We start from the raw sequence: 16,585 nt of genomic DNA, 5'->3' as shown, positions 1-16,585 counted from the left end.
TTTGGCTTAGCCCAACCTCATTTGGCCGGCAGACTCACCGAATTCGCTTAAACCGCTGCCTTGGCTTTCAGTCCTGCCTTGATCAACAATTCCGCCAGCGCTTCCGTCATTCCGCCTTCGTGCTTGGCGGCATGTTCCTGCAATTGCTTCACGAGATCGCTGTCCAGCTTGCAGGCGAAGGGCACGAGGCCTTTTTCCTGATCCAGACGGCGCTGTTCGCGCTTGTCCAGTTTCGGCTGCCCGGCTTGCGGGCCAAAGCTCGACGCGCTGTTTTGCTTCAGGCCGTTGGCCAGCTTGAGCGCCTTGTTTTTTTCCAGATCGAATTTTTTCACGCGAAGCTCCAAAAGCTATAAAGGCACAGTGCCGAGGCGCGTATTGTACGCACCTCCGCGCCCGCGCCTCGCTTGTGCCTCTCTATTGCCACTAGCCAGACGCCGGAACGGGCGGATTCCCGGGCGCGCCATCCATCAATTCTTCGATTCGCGCCCGCATCCGCTTCCAGTGCGATCCTTCCCAAAATACTCGCCTGCACACATCGCATGTGACAAATCGTGCGTGCCGTTCAAGCACACCTTCTGGCACGCGATCACTTACCTCGTCCGCGCTCGCACGACGCAGCGGCGCGTTGCACATCAGGCAGAGCCGGAACGGGCGGACATGTTGCGCAAGCCCGAGCCGCGCAGCGACTTCGCGCCACTGCGCATCGGGTTGCAGCGTGCGCACATAACAGCCGTGGACGAGCGAGCGGCGCTTCAGTAATTCACGATCGCGCGTGAGCACCACGCGATGTTCGGCGAGCGCGAGTTGCTCGATTTCATCGTCGGGAAAATGGTTGTCGTAGCGGGTATCGAAACCGGCTAGCCGCAGCAGTTGAGCCAGGCCGCCAAGATGCGCATCGGCGATAAAACGCAGCGACTCCAGCCGCAATGGCGCGCGCAAGGGATGCACGATTTCAAGCGCGCGCGGCATGATGCCGGGCGGGTAAATATCGATAAAATCGGCGTCTGCGACGAGGGTATCGAAGCCGTCGGGCAGGCCGTTGCGTAGAATCAGCGCCACTTCCGTGTGCGGCACGCCGAGTGCTTCGATCATATGCTTGGTCGTCGACGCCACCGGACACACGCACGCAAACGCCTGTTCGCGCTGCGGCCGCGCCAGGAACTCATTCAACTCCCGATGAAAACGGAACGTGGCAGTCGTCATGGATTCGAGTATCGCATCGGTTTGACGCGTCTGCTTCGCGGCGTATGGGGGCGAGGTTCGTCGTGGAGCGATGGTATTCGACATGTAATCGTCAATTGCAACAGCATGGGACCAGAGTAACCCGCTAAAGCGGGAACTCCGGTCCACAGGAGAAGAGCATGGACATTGGATTTATTGGACTCGGCAATATGGGCGGCGCGATGGCGCTGAATGCGTTGAAAGCGGGCCACACAGTGCGCGTCTGGAACCGTTCTCCCGACGCCACGAAAGTACTCGCTGAACAAGGCGCGCGCGTGGTTGCTTCGGCGGATGAAGCGTTTTCAGGCGACGCCGTGTTCTCCATGCTCGCCGACGACTCCGCGTTACGCGCCGTGCTGCTCGACAGCGGCTTGCTCGAACGTGCACTGAAGGGCTTGGTGCACGTGAACATGGCCACGATATCGGTCGCGTTCTGCGAAGAGTTGGCAAGCCTGCACGAGCAGCACGGCGTGGCGTACGTCGCGGCGCCCGTGCTCGGCCGACCGGACGTGGCGGCCGCGGGCAAGCTGAATATCGTGGCGGCAGGCGCCGATGACGCCATCGCCCGCGTGCAGCCTATCTTCGATGTCATCGGCCAGAAGACATGGCGCGTCGGTACCGCACCGCAACACGCGAACGTGCTCAAACTGGCGGCGAACTTCATGCTGGCATCGGCGATCGAAACAACGGCTGAGGCCGCATCGCTGATGGCGGGACATGGCATCGATCAACACGCATTCCTCGATGTGATCACGAACACGCTTTTTCCGGGGCCGGTGTACCAGGGATATGGCCGGATGATTGCCGACAACCGCTATGAACCCGCGTTGTTCAAGGCTCGGCTTGGCCTGAAGGACGTGCGGTTGGCACTGGCTGCCGGCGATGCCGTGAACGTCGCGCTGCCCGTGGCAAGCCTGGTGCGCGACAACCTGATCGATGTCCTCGCCCAAGGCGATGGCGACAAGGACCTGGCCGTGCTCGGAAAGGTTGCCGCGCGGCGTGCGGGAAAGAAAGTGTGATCAATCCGGTTTGATTTTTGCTCATGGGTAAATGTAAAGCCCGTGTGAAGCCCGGATGCGCCGGTGTTGTATCGACAATAAATAGCGGCAATGGAAGGGAACGTTCCCTATACTTGTCGCGCCGTTTGCCTCAGATTCATGATTGTTTCGAATCAGACAGCATTCGGTGGCGCACAGACGGACACACGCCGGCGGTGCAGGCTTTGCAAAGGCCTCATCGGCGATGAAACCGGCTTGGAAGCGGCTTAGGAAACGATGTTGAAACGACCTGGGCGCGGGCTTTCGCGTCCATTTCCCGATTTCCCGGCCAGCTTATAAAAAGACGAAGCGGAGACAGGACAGCGCCCACTATGAAAAGCACTCTTCGGGGTCTCATGTACGTGGCGGCATCGGCGGGCCTTGGCTTGGCTTGCTTGAGTACGCCCGGGATCGCTCTCGCCGACGACACCCCCAATCCCTGCGATGCACTCAAGCGCATCGTGGCGGCTGCGCCCGATGGTTTCACTTCCTTGCGACCCGACGACGGCAAAGCAGTTGCATTGCCTTACGGCCAGGACGCGCAGTGCGCGGTGAAAGCCGGCGCATATTCATGCTCGTGGACGAAAGGCGCGAACGCCGGATCGGCGGCCGACGCTTTACAGGGTGTCGCCGCGGATATAGCTGCGTGCTTGCCGGACGCGACGCACGATCAAAACTCGCTGGGCCGGCAGCATTTTTATATCGGGGCGCGGGGGCAGCGCACGCAGATCACTGCAAAAACGGCTGGTGCAGGAAAGTTGACGCTCGCGGTGTCGGGCAAATGAGGGGGCAGTCGTGACCAAGCGTGTTCTCATAGCCGATGACGACGATGACGCCCTGAGCTGTCTGGCCAATCTGCTGACGGGGTTGGGGCATCAAGTGGCGCAGGCTTCATGCGGCACTCAGGCACTCGATGTGGCGCGGCAGTTCGCACCGGATGTCGTGATTTTGGATCTGGGCATGTCGCCAATGGATGGTCTTTCCGCCGCGCGTGCCTTGCGGGCGTTACCCGAAGGCCCGGCCATGTTGCTGGTTGCGCTGACCGGCTGGGGCCAGCCGCAGCATCACGCCATGACGCAGGAAGCCGGTTTCGATATCCATCTGGTCAAGCCGGTCTCCATCGACCAATTGGGTTTCATTCTTTCGATGACGCAGCCGTAGCTTCGTAGACGTTGTACATCCGCAACAAATTGACGTGGATCGGCAAGAGGATGTTGCGCTGCACCAATAGTTTTGGTACAGTGGGGTTGTCTCCTCCATGTCTCCACTGATATGGATTCAGCCCGCCCATCTTAGGCGGGCTTTTTTTTATCCTTTTTTAGCCCTTTTCAGCCCTGCGCGCCTTCAAAACCGATACGACACCGCCAGGAACGTAATCAGCGGATTGGCGTTGAGCTTTGACTTCGTCGTAGCCAGTTCGGTCCCATCGGCCGCCTTGATAATCAGCGACGACGTCGTCTTCAACGGAATGTAGGTCAGCGAAGCGATCAAACCCCAGTGTTTGTCGAAGTTATAGGTCGCGCCAAGATTGAACACCGGCTGCCACGACGACGATGCCTTCGCCGACACCGAGGTCGGTCCCGGCTTGCCCGCGCCCGCCGCCAGCACCGCGCCAAGATTATTCTGCGTCGAGTTCACGAAACCATTGGTGAGCTTGATGTTCGTGAAGAAGTTATACGACACGCCCAGGCCCGCGAACGGCCGGAACGCGGAAGTCGGCGAATTGAAGTAGTACTGGAAAATCAGCGCCGGGCTCCATTGCCGCACGCTTTTCACGATCGGATTGGTCTCATCGAGATTCTGGTTGCCAAGCGCGCCCGCGGGCCCGGGCGGTTGAATCGTGCCGTGACCATCGAGTTCGAACTCGGGCGGCACGCCGCCCACGAACGTGGTCGCAATGTGATCGGTGAAAAAGTGCGTGAAGACGAGGCCGAACGTATCGGCGCTTTTCGTCGATAAACTCGTCCCCGCCGACGTGAATTGCGACGGCAAGCGCAGCGGCGTATTGATCGGCGTGGGCGCCACATGCGTGGTCAGCTCGTCGCTCGAATCCTGCGGCATGACGTGGAACCAGCCGAGTCCCACGACGTTATCGCCGGCGCTTTGCGCATGGGCCGACATCGATACACACGCCGCTATTGCAACCGCCAACGGTTTTCCCGCAGCCAAAAGCTTTTTCATTTCGTCTCTCTTCGGTTACAGGCCGTCATGCGAACGCGGCGCGTCTTCGTGAAAAATCGCGCGTTGTTCGCATGCAGCCGTTCTTGATGGGCTGCAGGACGGTTACTGCACAAATGAGCCGATGGTGAAATACGGTGTCGTCGGGTCGCTCTGGTCGAGGTAGCCGAACACGCCGCCGGAGAAGATGAACTTGCCGGTCGGTGTCGTGCCAGTCGATGCACCCACTACCGTCGATGTCACCAATCCCTGAACGGCTTCCGTGTAATCCAGGTTCAGCGCACGCGACAAAGCGACCTGCGATGGCTGGAACGGATCGATCAAGGTGGCTTGTGCGCCAGCAAGCGCGGTCGTGCGGTAATCGAAGGCGTTATCCACGCCGACGTATTCGCCATTCACCGATCCCGACGCCACGCTGGTTTGCGGCGACATCATCGAGATGCCCGACTCGTCGTCGGCGAACGGCGGAATGCCCGTGGTGATCGTCGCGTTCGCCGTACCGGTGCGCACGAGGATCGGCACGTTCTGGCCACGCAGCTTGCCCACGATCATGTAGCCCTTGCCAAGCGGACCGGCGGCGAGTGTCGGCTTGCCTTGCCCAAGGAAGTTGCTGGTGACGAACGCACCGCTGCCATCCGGCGATGGCGCGAAGTTCGATCCGGCCTGCTGGCATTTGCCGGTATTCACGCCCGTGTTGTCGCACTCTTGCCAGGTGCCGTCGGCATTGATCGTGATCTTTGAATCGACGGAAAGGCGCGCGTAGTTTTGCGACGGAATCTCGTGATAGCCGAGTTGGTTGTAGGTCCCGGCGACATTGGCGAGATTCGTCTCGAGCGTCGAGAAGCCAATGAACGGGTAATACGGGAATGTCCGGTCAGGCACCACGCCTTGACCTAGAATGCCGCCGAACTGCAGTTCCTTGCCCGGAATTGTGCCGCCCGCGACGCCTTCGCCCACGAAGATGCGCGCGGGACGCGTTGGATCGAGCGTCGCGCCGTTCAACTGGTACGCGCATTGATTGAGCTTTTGCGTGGGCAGGCCGGTTTCCATCGTCAGCGTGCCGTTTTGAGACGTGCCGGCGCGAGTCGGGGAGACCGTGCCGGTGACGGCGGGTATCGGAGATTCCACGTAGGTCACTTGCCACGTGAGTTTCGTCGTGTCGAGTTGCAGCTTGATGAGTTCGCCGCTGCCGCCGCCGCCCGTGAAGGTGGTCATGTAGTCAAGCGATGCCGGGCACAACCGGACGACCGGCGCCTGAGGCGCATCGCTGCCGCCGCCGCAACCGCCAAGCAACGGCGTGACGCCGGCGACTGCCGCACCCATCGCACCCAACGCAAAAGTTCTCCATTTCATACTGCTGTCTCCATCGACATTTGTTCGTTCGTTGGTAGCCGGCGCATGCCGGCTACCCTGGTCTTGCGTGCTTGTACCCGGCAGTGCTTATTTGCTGAGCAACGCACCGATACCGAAGTACGGGCTCGCCGGCGTATCGGCATTAGCGGACGTGGAAGTCAGGCCGCCGTTCACCGTGCTGCCGGCAATGAAGACGCCGTACAACCCGCCTGCGGAGATCAGCGCACCCTGGCCGCCGTTCTGGTCCTGCACGCCGATCAAGCCGGGCAATTGCTGCGCGTAGCTCATGCCGAAACCGGTCTCGGTCGCTTGTGTCGATGGATTGATAAACGAGCCGACCGGACCTTGCAGCAGCGTCGCCGTGTACTTGAAGTTCGAATCCGCGCCGACATAACCGCCATCGAACGCGCCCGACGTGAGCGCCGTATTCGGAGCGAGCATAGCGATGCCGGATTCATCGTCGACTTGTGCCGCCGATGTATTCAGCGGCGTGAGCGGCGAGGGTACGAAGACCTGACCCGAGCGCACGACGACCGGCACGATCGCGCCGTTGATCTTGCCGATCACCATGTTTGCGTTCGCCACGGCCGGGAACGTGAGCGTGCCGACGAGCGGCAACACGGGCGTCGAACGTTTGCCCTGCACTTGCGGGGCGAGCGCGCTGCTGAAGTACGCGCCGCCCGCGTTCGCCGTCCACGCACCGCCGGTCGTCTGGCAAGACGTATTCGATGCCGGCACGGGCACCGTGCAGTTGCCGGCGGCATCGAAGGATTCTTGCGCTTGCGTGGTCGTGGTCGAGTAGTTATTCGATGGAACCGTGTGGTACAGCAGCGCGTTATACGTGCCCTTCAGATCCGCGACGTTCGTGCTCACCGTCGAAAAACCGATGAACGGATAGAAGTCGAAGTGACGGTTCGGCACCGGGAACAACTGTGGGAAACCGGGGATCGCATGGACGCCGTCGGCGGTCAGCGTCGCGCCGTTGTATTGGACGGTCGCGCCCGGAATGCCACCGCCTGCCACACCCTGGCCGATAAAAATCGTCGGCGGATTCGCCTGGTTGAATGCAGCGGCCGTGGTGTAGATCGATCCATCGGACGCCTGACCGCCGCCCGGTGTCAGCACGAACGCGCATCGCGTTTGCTCAGCCGTGGGCAGCGTGCCTGCGGGCGGATGCACCACGGCGCCTGCGATCGTCGTGCCTTTCCGAGTCGGATTAACGGTACCGGTGACGAGCGGAATGGGCGATTCGAGCCACTTCAGCGTGTACTTCATGTTCACGGCGTCGATGTTCAGGCTCACGATCTCGCCGCTGCCCGCGCCGCCCAGATATGTGCTTGAGACAATATCCGCGTTAGCCGGACACAACGGTGCGGCGCCTGCGCCCACACCCGGCGCGCCTTGCGTGCCACAACTCGCGCCGGAACATTGCGGCGTGTTGATCGGACCCGGGTTGTCGGCGTTACCGCCACCGCACGCAACAAACAACGGCGCGGTCGCAAGAGCGAGCGCGAGTCCTTTCGAAATGGCATACGACATACCGCTGTCTCCCTTATCTAGTTTTGCGCGTGTAATTTCGCGTCCGCCTTTTCGTGTGTCAACCGACTGAAACATCTAAATTGTCGATTCAAACAGCGTGCTTTCGGCCAAGCCTTGACTGACAAGGCGATGGCGGCGCATTGAAACAAAATTTTTACCGTAAAGTGAATTGGAGAAAATTTATTTCGATACGATGCAAAACGAAGAAGGTTTAAGCGCGAAAACGCGTAATCATCTACGAACGAACGTTCGTAAATAAATTAGGATAATCCCTATGGAAAACGCGACGGAAGTTCTGTTTGACCTGCGCGGGGATTTGGGGGGTGAAAATCAGGCCGGGGCGCTGAATCGGAAGGGGAAAATGCAGACGTGAAAAAGCCGGTTTCGCGCAGCGGCGGAAACCGGCTTTTAGTTAGGTTGAGCGCTCGGCGCGCTCAACTCTTGCTGCAATCGATACGCTGCTTAGCGCGCGAGCCCGGCTTCTTCATCGGCACCGATCGCAAGGTTCATGCACTGGATCGCTGCGCCGGACGCCCCTTTGCCCAGGTTATCCAGTCGGGCAACGGTGACGAATCGCTCTTCATTGCCGAACACGAACAACTCGACGCGGTTGGTGTCGTTGCAAGCCTGGACGTCGAAAAAACCGTCGTCGAGATTGCTGTCTGCATTGAACGGCAGCACGCGCACGAACGGTTCGTTCGCGTAGTACTCGGCAAACAACGCTTGCACGTCTTGCGGCTTGGCGGCGCGCGACAGTTGCTTGGGCGAGAAGTACGTGGTGACGGCGAGGCCCTTCAAAAAGTTGCCCACAATAGGCGTGAACACCGGCGCGTGCTTCAGCCCCGAGCGCACGGCCATTTCCGGCAGATGCTTGTGGGCAAGACCCAGCGCGTAAGGCCGCGGGCTGTCCAGCTTCGCATTCCCGCCTGCTTCATAGTCCGCGATCATCTTCTTGCCGCCACCGCTGTAACCGGTGATGGAATACGCGTGCGCGGCGAAATCGGCGGAAACAAGACCACCGGCTACCAACGGCTTCATTGCCAGCAGGAACGCCGATGCGTGGCAACCCGGCACAGCAATGCGCTTCGCCGTGCGCAGACGCTCACGTTGCGCCGGCATGAGTTCCGGCAGACCGTACGCCCAGTCGTCATGCGTGCGGAACGCCGTGCTGGCGTCAATGACCACGGTGCGGTGATTGTCCGCGTTCACCAACGAAACCGATTCGCGCGACGCGACGTCCGGCAGGCACAGGAACGTAACGTCCGATGCATTGATCAGCCGCCGGCGCTCCTCCACGTCCTTGCGCCGCGCTTCCTCGATACGCAACACCTCGACGTCACGGCGCTCCGACAGATATTCAAAAATCTTCAGGCCGGTGGTGCCTTCCTGTCCGTCGACAAATACTTTCGTGGTCATCTCGATCTCGCTGGGTCGGTCGCGCCCCGGCGTCTTACAGCCGGAACGCGGTCAAAACGACATTTTAATGCGCTTCCGCGACAACACGATGGCATTGCCGGGCACATCTGCCGATCGGCCTGAAAAACGTTGCAATGCCGCCAAAAAATTACTTCGCGTTCCAGCGCGCTGTCACGGCCGCGATCCTTGCACCGAACACCTTCGCCGTCTCCAGATCGCCGGGCGGCGGGGCTTCGTCAGGCGACGCGTCCGCCGGAGATTGCGTCAGCAAGCCCGAAAAACCACCAATAAAGTTCAGGTCGTTGCGCGTGGCCGCCTTCGTATTCGACGGCATCATGCCCGTGCCAGCCCAGATCATGCTGTGCTGCATCGCGAGGGTGATCAAGTAGGCAATGGTCGAGTGCTTGTCGCCATTCATGGTCGCCGAGTTGGTGAATCCGGCCGCGATCTTGTCCTTCCACGATTGCGCGAACCACGGTTTGGAGCTGGCATCGGCGAATTTCTTGAAGTCGGCTGACGGACCGCCCATGTACGTGGGCGCACCGAAGATGATGGCGTCCGCGGCGTCGAGTTCGGCCCAGCCGGCGTCGTCCAGATCGCCGACGGCAAGCAGTTTCGCGTCCGCGCCGGCGTCGATCGTGCCGGCCAGCACGGCTTCGGCGGCCTTTTTCGTATGGCCGTAGCCGCTGTGATAAACGATAACGATTTTTGGCATTTCATTCCCCGTTTGCGACACAAAGCCGCGGGTTGCGCAGGAACAACCAGAACCAGGCGTCTTCGAGCTAATTTAGCCAGCTGAAAAACGACGCCGGTGTTCGTTCAGCGGCCAGTCTAGCAAAGCCAAATTGGACCTGCCGACGCACCATCAACGCCGTTCATCGCCCGTAGGTGACGATGAGTTGTGCGCTGGCGATGGTCGTCGTGCGGATTTCGTGCTCGAACATGAGCGAGGGGCTGCTCTGGCGCAGGCGCAAGTCGCTGCTGTTGAGCGCGTAGACCGTGATGATGTAGCGATGTGGTTTGCCCGGCGGCGGGCAAGGACCTGCATATCCGTCGATATCGAAGTCATTGCGGGATTCCACCGCGCCCATTTTGCGCAAGACGCCCGAAGCGCTCGCATTAGACGGCAACTGCGAGACGTTCGCGGGAATGCCCGCGACGGCCCAGTGCCACCAGCCGCGGCCGGGCGCGTCCGGGTCGAAGACGGTGATCGCGAAACTTTGCGTGGCTGCAGGCGCACCGTGCCACGACAACTGCGGGGAACGGTTGCCGCCTTTGCAGTCGCTCTGGTCGAAGACGAGCGCAAGCGGGACTTGCTGGTTCGGACGGAAGTCGGTACTTGTCAACGTGAAAGGGGCTGCACCGTTAACTTCAGCGACTGCACGCGGCGCATTTGATACTATCGCGGCGCAGAAAACCGGGAGAAGCAGCGCGCGGCAAGATATTCCCAACATGACGACACGCCAATCAACAGCGCGGCACATAGCACAAACCACAAGCCCGATCCCCAAGCGCATGGTGCAAATTCTCCGGTCACGGGCGCGGCCAGATCTGGCGTTTCACCCACTGTAACGATGTATTTTGTCTCAGATATTGGCTTAGAGCTGGATTCAAGTTTAACATCCCGGGAATGGACAAAATTTTTCAAATGTTAAAAACAAGACTCAGCAAGGGTCAACACCATGACTTCGGGTTTGCCGAAGTTTCGCTCTCCCGGTTGAAGGGCCAAATGTAATGAGTGGGGGGTAAATTTCTTATAATGCGTGATGGATTTGTTCATTTACGAGCGAGGGGTAAATAATGGGTCAACGCATAAAAGTCATTATTGCCGATGACCATCCTGTCATTCTGTTTGGCGCCGCTCAGGCGCTATTGAAGTTTCCCGAGATCGAAGTGATCGGGCAAGCGCGCCAATCGACGGAATTGATTCAGCTTCTGCAAAAATCACCTTGCGACGTGGTCGTGTCGGACCTTGCCATGCCGGGCGGCCAATATGGTGACGGAATGCCGTTGCTGGGTTATATCGGGCGTCAGTTTCCGACCGTGCGCATTGTCGTGCTGACCATGCTGGAAAATCCCGCGCTCCTGAAACGCTTGCGTGAGGTAGGTGCGACGGCGGTCATCAATAAGTCAGACGATTTGAGCCACATCGGACTGGCCATCGTTCATGTGATGCGTGGACAAGACTACATTGGCCCGTCGGTGCGCCTCGCGCTGGACAGCATGGGCTTGTCGGCCAGTGGCCAGCAGCGTGACGTGGTGTTGTCGAAACGGGAACTGGAAATTGTCCGTTTATTTGTGTCCGGCATGACAATTACTGAAATTGCCGCGCAGTTGAAGCGCAGTATTAAAACGATCAGTACGCAAAAGAATACCGCGATGCGCAAGCTGGGAATTGAGCGTGATTCTGAATTGTTTCAATATGCTCAAAGTAATGTATTATTGAATCTGTCGGCTTATGTAGGCGATGGAAATTTGGATGATGTCATTCCAATTAATACGTAATAGTCGTTAATTACGTTTCATAAGGAAGCCGCTCGTTAATAAAGACGCGCGGCTTTTTTTAATGCACGGATATTCACAATCGGGCGATTATTGCGGTGACGCCGTTACGCCGCCGTGCGCTGCCGACCATTGCGCCGGCGCATGCAGGAATTTCTCGACTTCATCCAGCGTCTTCGTCTCAAAATAGCCCGCTTCCTTCGCGACGCGCAACACGTCCCACCATGTGGCGAGCGCGTGCAGTTCCACGTCGATATCTTTCAGCACCGAGACGCTTTCCTTGAAGATGTTGTAGTGAAACAGCACAAAGCAGTGATTCACCTTCGCGCCAGCCGTGCGCAGCGCGTTGATGAAATTGATCTTGCTGCGGCTGTCGGTGGTCAGGTCTTCCACCAGCAGTACGCGCTGGCCTTCAGTCAGCAACCCTTCAATTTGCGCGTTCCGGCCGAAACCCTTTGGCTTCTTGCGCACATATTGCATGGGCACCATCAGCCGGTCGGACAGCCACGCGGCGAACGGGATGCCGGCCGTCTCGCCGCCTGCGATTGCATCAATCTGCTCATAGCCGATGTCGCGCAGGATCGTCGTCTCGGCCATCTCCATCAGGCCGCGGCGAACGCGTGGATACGAGATCAGCTTGCGGCAGTCGATATAAACCGGGCTCGCCCATCCCGACGTGAAAATGTACGGTTTGTCCGCGTTGAAATGCACGGCCTGGACTTCGAGCAGCATCTTGGCGGTGGTGTCGGAGATCGTCTGGCGGTCGAAGCCTGTCATGGGCGAATCCTTGGATTGACGAGTTGACGCTCGACGCCCGTTTTTAGCAGGCGATCAAGCGGCGGCGGCCAAAGGCGCCTGGCGCAGCGGAAGCGTCCGGTCGGGCAAAGATGGACTGTGTTCGATGCACGCGTAGGCCAGAATTTTACTCGACCCATAAGACACGGAAGAAACACTACACCCGACAAACCCCGTCTTGTGAATTCAGGATTTACCGAACAATCCGTGCATCCACTTTGGCCGCTTACGCGCTGTTTCTGTCGCAAATGGTGCTGTGCGTCAATTTTAACGCGCGGTGTACACTATTTATCCCCGAAAAATGCCACGGCCAGGTGTTTCGCTGTCGGTGCACACGCGCTTGGTCTCAATGCGCCTCGCCACCGCGCAGTGTCCCAGGCCCTGCGCTTCGCCCATTTTTTGCCCATTTTTCAACTCTTTCCCTAAACGTCTCAGGCTAATCATGGACGAACAACTGAAGCTCAGCGCCCTCGCATATCACCAGTACCCGAAGCCCGGCAAGATCTCGGTCACGCCGACCAAGCCCTTGTCCAACCAGCTGGATTTGTCGTTGGCTTACTCGCCCGGCGTGGCCGCAGCCTGCATGGCGATCTTCGACGACCCGCTCGACGCCCAGAAGTACACCTCGCGCGGCAATCTGGTCGGCGTGGTGACGAACGGAACGGCCGTGCTTGGGCTCGGCAATATTGGGCCACTGGCCGCCAAGCCCGTGATGGAAGGCAAGGGCTGCCTCTTCAAGAAGTTTGCGGGTATCGACGTATTCGATATCGAGCTCGCGGAGACCGATCCGGACAAGCTCGTCGATGCCATCGCCATGCTCGAACCCACGCTTGGCGGCATTAATCTCGAAGACATCAAGGCGCCGGAATGCTTCTACATCGAGAAGAAGCTGCGTGAGCGCATGAAGATTCCTGTCTTCCACGACGATCAGCACGGCACGGCGATCATTGCATCAGCGGCGATTCTCAACGGCCTGAAAGTGGTCGGCAAGAAGCTCGACGAAGTGAAGCTCGTGTGTTCGGGCGCGGGCGCGGCGGCTATCGCGTGTCTCGATTTGCTCGTCCACCTCGGGCTTAACAAATCCAACATCCTGGTCTGCGATTCGAAAGGCGTGATCTACGAAGGACGCGGCAATCTGGATCCATCGAAGGAACGGTACGCCGCGAATACGAGCGACCGCACACTCGCGGATGCCATCGACAAAGCCGACGTTTTCCTCGGCTGCTCGAGCGCCGGTGTGCTCAAGCCGGAAATGGTCAAGGTCATGGGCACGCAGCCGCTGATCCTTGCGCTCGCCAATCCGGAACCGGAAATCCGCCCGGAAGAAGCGAAGAAGGTGCGCCCGGATGCGATCATTGCCACTGGCCGTTCGGACTATCCGAACCAGGTCAACAATGTGCTGTGCTTCCCGTTCATCTTCCGCGGCGCGCTGGATGTGGGTGCGACTACGATCACCGAAGAGATGAAACTCGCGTGCGTTCGCGCAATCGCGGAGCTGGCCGAAGAGACCGATCAAGGCGATGAAGTCGCGAAAGCCTACGAAGGCCATTCGCTTGAATTCGGCCCGGACTACTTGATTCCGAAGCCGTTTGATCCGCGGCTGATCATCAAGATCGCGCCGGCCGTTGCTCAAGCCGCGATGGATTCAGGCGTGGCGACACGGCCGATTCACGACATGGACGCGTACCGCGAAGAGCTGGGCACAACGGTTTATCGCACGGGCATGGTGATGCGGCCGGTGTTCGCGGCGGCCAAGTCGGCACCGGCGCGCATTGTGTTCGCCGAAGGTGAAGACGAACGTGTGCTGCGTGCCGCGCAATTCGTGCTGCTGGAGAAGATCGCGAAGCCGATCATCATCGGGCGGCCAGCGGTGGTGGAAATGCGTCTGCAGAAGATGGGCTCGAAGCTCAAGCCCGGGATCGATTTCGAGATAGTGAATCCGGAAGACGATCCTCGTTACCAGAAGTGCTGGCAGGAGTATCACAACATCGCTGCACGCGAAGGCGTGACGCCGGACAACGCGAAGGCCGCGCTGCGCAAGTTCAACACGTTGATTGGCGCAATCCTGGTCCGTCTCGGCGATGCCGACGGCATGATCTGCGGCATGATCGACACGTATCACGACCATCTCAAATTTATCGAGCAGGTTTTGGGCAAGGCGGAAGGGGTGGAGAATTTCGCTGCGATGAATTTGCTGATGCTGCAGGGGCGCAATCTCTTCATCAGCGATACCTACGTCAACGAGGTTCCAACGCCCACGCAACTCGCCGATATGACGATTCTGGCGGCGCGTGAAATCGAGAAGTTCGGGATTGCACCGAAGGTCGCGTTGCTGTCGAACTCGAACTTCGGCAGCGTGCCGACGGCTTCATCGAAGCGCATGGCGGGAGCGCGAAAGCTGATCGCCGAGCGTGCGCCGGATCTGGAAGTCGATGGGGAGATGCACGGCGACGCGGCGCTGTCGGAAGTTGTTCGCAAGGCCGCGATGCCGGCGTCGACGCTGACGGGCGAGGCCAATCTGCTGATCATGCCGAACGTGGAAGCGGCGAACATCACGTATAACTTGCTCAAGATGGTGAGCGGCGAAGGCGTGACGGTCGGGCCGTTCCTGCTCGGCGCGGACAAGCCTGTGCACATTCTCACGCCGGCCGCGACCGTGCGACGGATCATCAATATGACGGCGGTGGCGTCAGCGAATGCGCGGGTGAAGGCGGCCAGCAACAACGTGTGATGAAATGGGTTTATCGGTCGTCCTTACTATTAGAGCCGGCTGATTGAGAAGCGGTGAAGCGGCGACCGGGGGCAGCGGTTGCCGCTTTCTTTTGGGAGTGCGCGTTACGTGTGCTCGCGCGTTATCTAGCGCAAATATGGTGTTAGCGCTGACTGAATGTTAAAGAGATGGACGAGCGGCACGGACGCAGCCAACCTGAATCAGGTCAACGATTTGCATAACGAAGTGGGCCAGAGCATGTCGGCGTCGCAACGAAACGCGTTCGGCGGGGTTGCATCGGCAATGGCCATGCCAAGCCTCTCGCCGGGCCAACCGGCAAGACCTTAGTGGCTGTCGGCATGGCGAACTACAAGGGCTATGGCGCTGTCGGTGCGGGCGCAACGTATAGGTCGCGTGATGGCGCGTTGTCGTTGACGCCGCATGGCGATACGGGCGCGCGCGCTCAGGCGGGCTACGCGTTCTGAGTTTGAGCAGGTTGCAATCAACAAGGAAAGGCGATCCGGATGTTCGGATCGCCTTTTTTACTTGTGCAAACCGTTTCACCAACAATCAATGGCTGCTCAGCGCGCTAATTCACCACGGGTACGTTAGGCGAACGTTCGCATGTACGCCACGCCGATGTCTCTCCTTTTCTCGTCATTCCTGCTGGCGCGTTTCGAGGTGCCGACGATTGTCCGCCCAGACGTTGATCTTTCATATTCACGGCGTCATCAATAAAGCCTTTCTGGGCGGTCTCAAGTCGAAGTGCAACAACTGGTCTAATGTTTAGATGACGTTGCGAGATCCGCTGCTTTTAGTGTCGCGGCAAATACCTCGAAGGGTGAATGAAACGCATGCGTAGCACGAGGGCGGTTGTTCAAGCTGTCTGCAATGACGTCGAGGTCGGCCTGACTATGGACGGAAAGGTCGGTGCCTTTGGGCAAGTACTCGCGCAACAGGCCGTTGGTATTTTCACAAGTTCCTCGCTGCCACGGGCTGTGTGGATCGCAAAAATAGACATTCACGCCTGTTTGAGCGGCAAGTTCTTGATGCCGTGAGAGTTCACGCCCCTGGTCGTAAGTGAAGCTGTGACGCAAGTGCTCGGGGATCGAGTTGAGCTTGGCGGAGAAGCCAGCCAGTGCAGATTCGGCTGTGGCATCGTCCATCTTAGCCAGCAGCACTAGACGGCTGGTTCTCTCCACCAACACGCCCACTGAAGAGCGATTGCCTTCGCCTTTAATGAAGTCGCCCTCCCAGTGCCCGGGCATCACGCGATCCTCTATTTCAGGTGGGCGCACGTGAATGCTGACCATATTTGGAATTTGCCAGCGGCGATCACTACCCCGTGTCCGCGACATACGGGCGCGATGAGCACGACGCAAACAAGCAATGAGTTGACGCCGTAGTTCGCCGCCTGGGTGGGCGTAGATAGTGGTGTAAATCGTTTCGTGCGAGACCTGCAAAGTCGGATCGTTTGGGAACATACGCTTGAGGACTCCAGAGATTTGCTGAGGCGACCAACGCCACTCCAGCAGCGTGAGGACGACCCTCCAGCAAGCGCTGTGAGGCCCGAGTTTGGGCGCGACCGCACTGTTGGATCGTCGGGCCGAACTGAGTGCGTGCGCCGCTGCTGGGACATAACCAAGCACAGAACTATTGCGCCTGAGTTCGCGGCTAAGGGTAGAGGCCGAGCGCCCGAGTATTCGGGCCATGGCCCGAATACTAGAACCCCGTTGACGTAGGCTCGCAATCTCCAAACGTTCCTCAGCTTGCAACTGCTCGTACTGATTTGCTTTATGCATTACAACACCTTATACGCTTTGGTGTTGCGCTT

At 59.1% G+C, this 16,585-nt stretch carries 17 protein-coding genes; 7 read left to right on the top strand and 10 right to left on the bottom strand.

Annotation, left to right across the window (positions count from 1 at the left end; genetic code table 11):
• Positions 1 to 47: 47 nt before the first annotated feature.
• Together ACMX25_RS32625 and ACMX25_RS32620 are read right to left on the bottom strand one after the other, a co-directional pair.
• Positions 48 to 332: a hypothetical protein gene (locus ACMX25_RS32625; protein ID WP_414954031.1), complete on the bottom strand. Its 285-nt coding sequence runs from the start codon at positions 330 to 332 to the stop codon at positions 48 to 50.
• Between the two features lie 91 nt (positions 333 to 423).
• Positions 424 to 1,203, bottom strand: a complete 780-nt coding sequence (locus ACMX25_RS32620; RefSeq protein ID WP_414954065.1) for a Mut7-C RNAse domain-containing protein — start codon at positions 1,201 to 1,203, stop codon at positions 424 to 426.
• A gap of 158 nt (positions 1,204 to 1,361) precedes the next feature.
• On the opposite strand from ACMX25_RS32620, the gene ACMX25_RS32615 reads away from it, so the two are divergent.
• From ACMX25_RS32615 to ACMX25_RS32605, 3 genes are all read left to right on the top strand, one after another.
• Positions 1,362 to 2,240 carry an NAD(P)-dependent oxidoreductase gene (locus ACMX25_RS32615; protein ID WP_414954030.1) on the top strand — a complete coding sequence of 293 codons (879 nt, stop codon included), beginning with the start codon at positions 1,362 to 1,364 and terminating at the stop codon, positions 2,238 to 2,240.
• Positions 2,241 to 2,590: 350 nt separating this feature from the next.
• Positions 2,591 to 3,043, top strand: coding sequence for a hypothetical protein (locus ACMX25_RS32610; RefSeq protein ID WP_414954029.1), 453 nt, complete (start codon positions 2,591 to 2,593; stop codon positions 3,041 to 3,043).
• 10 nt (positions 3,044 to 3,053) lie between these two features.
• Positions 3,054 to 3,419, top strand: a complete 366-nt coding sequence (locus ACMX25_RS32605; RefSeq protein WP_414954028.1) for a response regulator — start codon at positions 3,054 to 3,056, stop codon at positions 3,417 to 3,419.
• Between the two features lie 183 nt (positions 3,420 to 3,602).
• On the opposite strand, the gene ACMX25_RS32600 is transcribed toward ACMX25_RS32605, so the two are convergent.
• The 6 genes from ACMX25_RS32600 to ACMX25_RS32575 all read right to left on the bottom strand — a co-directional run bounded on the left by ACMX25_RS32600 (position 3,603) and on the right by ACMX25_RS32575 (position 10,198).
• Entirely contained in the window at positions 3,603 to 4,439 is an 837-nt protein-coding gene (locus ACMX25_RS32600; protein ID WP_414954027.1) for an OmpW/AlkL family protein, read from the bottom strand.
• A gap of 102 nt (positions 4,440 to 4,541) precedes the next feature.
• The gene (locus ACMX25_RS32595; protein ID WP_414954026.1) at positions 4,542 to 5,789 is read right to left on the bottom strand and encodes a DUF2957 domain-containing protein; all 1,248 of its coding nucleotides are present in this window, start codon (positions 5,787 to 5,789) and stop codon (positions 4,542 to 4,544) included.
• An 87-nt stretch (positions 5,790 to 5,876) separates the two neighbouring features.
• The gene (locus tag ACMX25_RS32590) at positions 5,877 to 7,328 is read right to left on the bottom strand and encodes a DUF2957 domain-containing protein (protein WP_414954025.1); all 1,452 of its coding nucleotides are present in this window, start codon (positions 7,326 to 7,328) and stop codon (positions 5,877 to 5,879) included.
• A gap of 462 nt (positions 7,329 to 7,790) precedes the next feature.
• Entirely contained in the window at positions 7,791 to 8,744 is a 954-nt protein-coding gene (argC, locus tag ACMX25_RS32585) for an N-acetyl-gamma-glutamyl-phosphate reductase (RefSeq protein ID WP_414954024.1), read from the bottom strand.
• Between the two features lie 148 nt (positions 8,745 to 8,892).
• Entirely contained in the window at positions 8,893 to 9,459 is a 567-nt protein-coding gene (locus tag ACMX25_RS32580; protein ID WP_414954023.1) for a flavodoxin family protein, read from the bottom strand.
• A 160-nt stretch (positions 9,460 to 9,619) separates the two neighbouring features.
• On the bottom strand, positions 9,620 to 10,198 hold the full coding sequence (locus ACMX25_RS32575) for a YbhB/YbcL family Raf kinase inhibitor-like protein (RefSeq protein ID WP_414954022.1): 579 nt from the start codon (positions 10,196 to 10,198) through the stop codon (positions 9,620 to 9,622).
• A gap of 346 nt (positions 10,199 to 10,544) precedes the next feature.
• Here ACMX25_RS32575 and ACMX25_RS32570 point away from each other — a divergent pair, with 346 nt between their 5' ends.
• Positions 10,545 to 11,249 carry a response regulator gene (locus tag ACMX25_RS32570; RefSeq protein ID WP_414954021.1) on the top strand — a complete coding sequence of 235 codons (705 nt, stop codon included), beginning with the start codon at positions 10,545 to 10,547 and terminating at the stop codon, positions 11,247 to 11,249.
• A gap of 87 nt (positions 11,250 to 11,336) precedes the next feature.
• On the opposite strand, the gene ACMX25_RS32565 is transcribed toward ACMX25_RS32570, so the two are convergent.
• The gene (locus tag ACMX25_RS32565) at positions 11,337 to 12,023 is read right to left on the bottom strand and encodes an orotate phosphoribosyltransferase (protein WP_414954020.1); all 687 of its coding nucleotides are present in this window, start codon (positions 12,021 to 12,023) and stop codon (positions 11,337 to 11,339) included.
• 460 nt (positions 12,024 to 12,483) lie between these two features.
• On the opposite strand from ACMX25_RS32565, the gene ACMX25_RS32560 reads away from it, so the two are divergent.
• The 3 genes from ACMX25_RS32560 (at position 12,484) to ACMX25_RS32550 (ending at position 15,236) form a co-directional block, all read left to right on the top strand.
• Positions 12,484 to 14,772, top strand: a complete 2,289-nt coding sequence (locus tag ACMX25_RS32560) for an NADP-dependent malic enzyme (protein ID WP_414954019.1) — start codon at positions 12,484 to 12,486, stop codon at positions 14,770 to 14,772.
• A 156-nt stretch (positions 14,773 to 14,928) separates the two neighbouring features.
• Positions 14,929 to 15,099, top strand: a complete 171-nt coding sequence (locus ACMX25_RS32555; RefSeq protein ID WP_414954018.1) for a hypothetical protein — start codon at positions 14,929 to 14,931, stop codon at positions 15,097 to 15,099.
• Positions 15,100 to 15,110: 11 nt separating this feature from the next.
• The gene (locus ACMX25_RS32550) at positions 15,111 to 15,236 is read left to right on the top strand and encodes a hypothetical protein (protein WP_414954017.1); all 126 of its coding nucleotides are present in this window, start codon (positions 15,111 to 15,113) and stop codon (positions 15,234 to 15,236) included.
• 294 nt (positions 15,237 to 15,530) lie between these two features.
• Here ACMX25_RS32550 and ACMX25_RS32545 read toward each other — a convergent pair whose 3' ends face one another.
• On the bottom strand, positions 15,531 to 16,553 hold the full coding sequence (locus tag ACMX25_RS32545) for an IS30 family transposase (protein ID WP_414948293.1): 1,023 nt from the start codon (positions 16,551 to 16,553) through the stop codon (positions 15,531 to 15,533).
• Positions 16,554 to 16,585: the final 32 nt, after the last annotated feature.

Source organism: Caballeronia eucalypticola, assembly GCF_047608185.1.
GTDB lineage: Bacteria > Pseudomonadota > Gammaproteobacteria > Burkholderiales > Burkholderiaceae > Caballeronia.
Note: the sequence above shows the minus strand (reverse complement) of the source record. Positions and strands in the feature narration are given on the sequence as shown.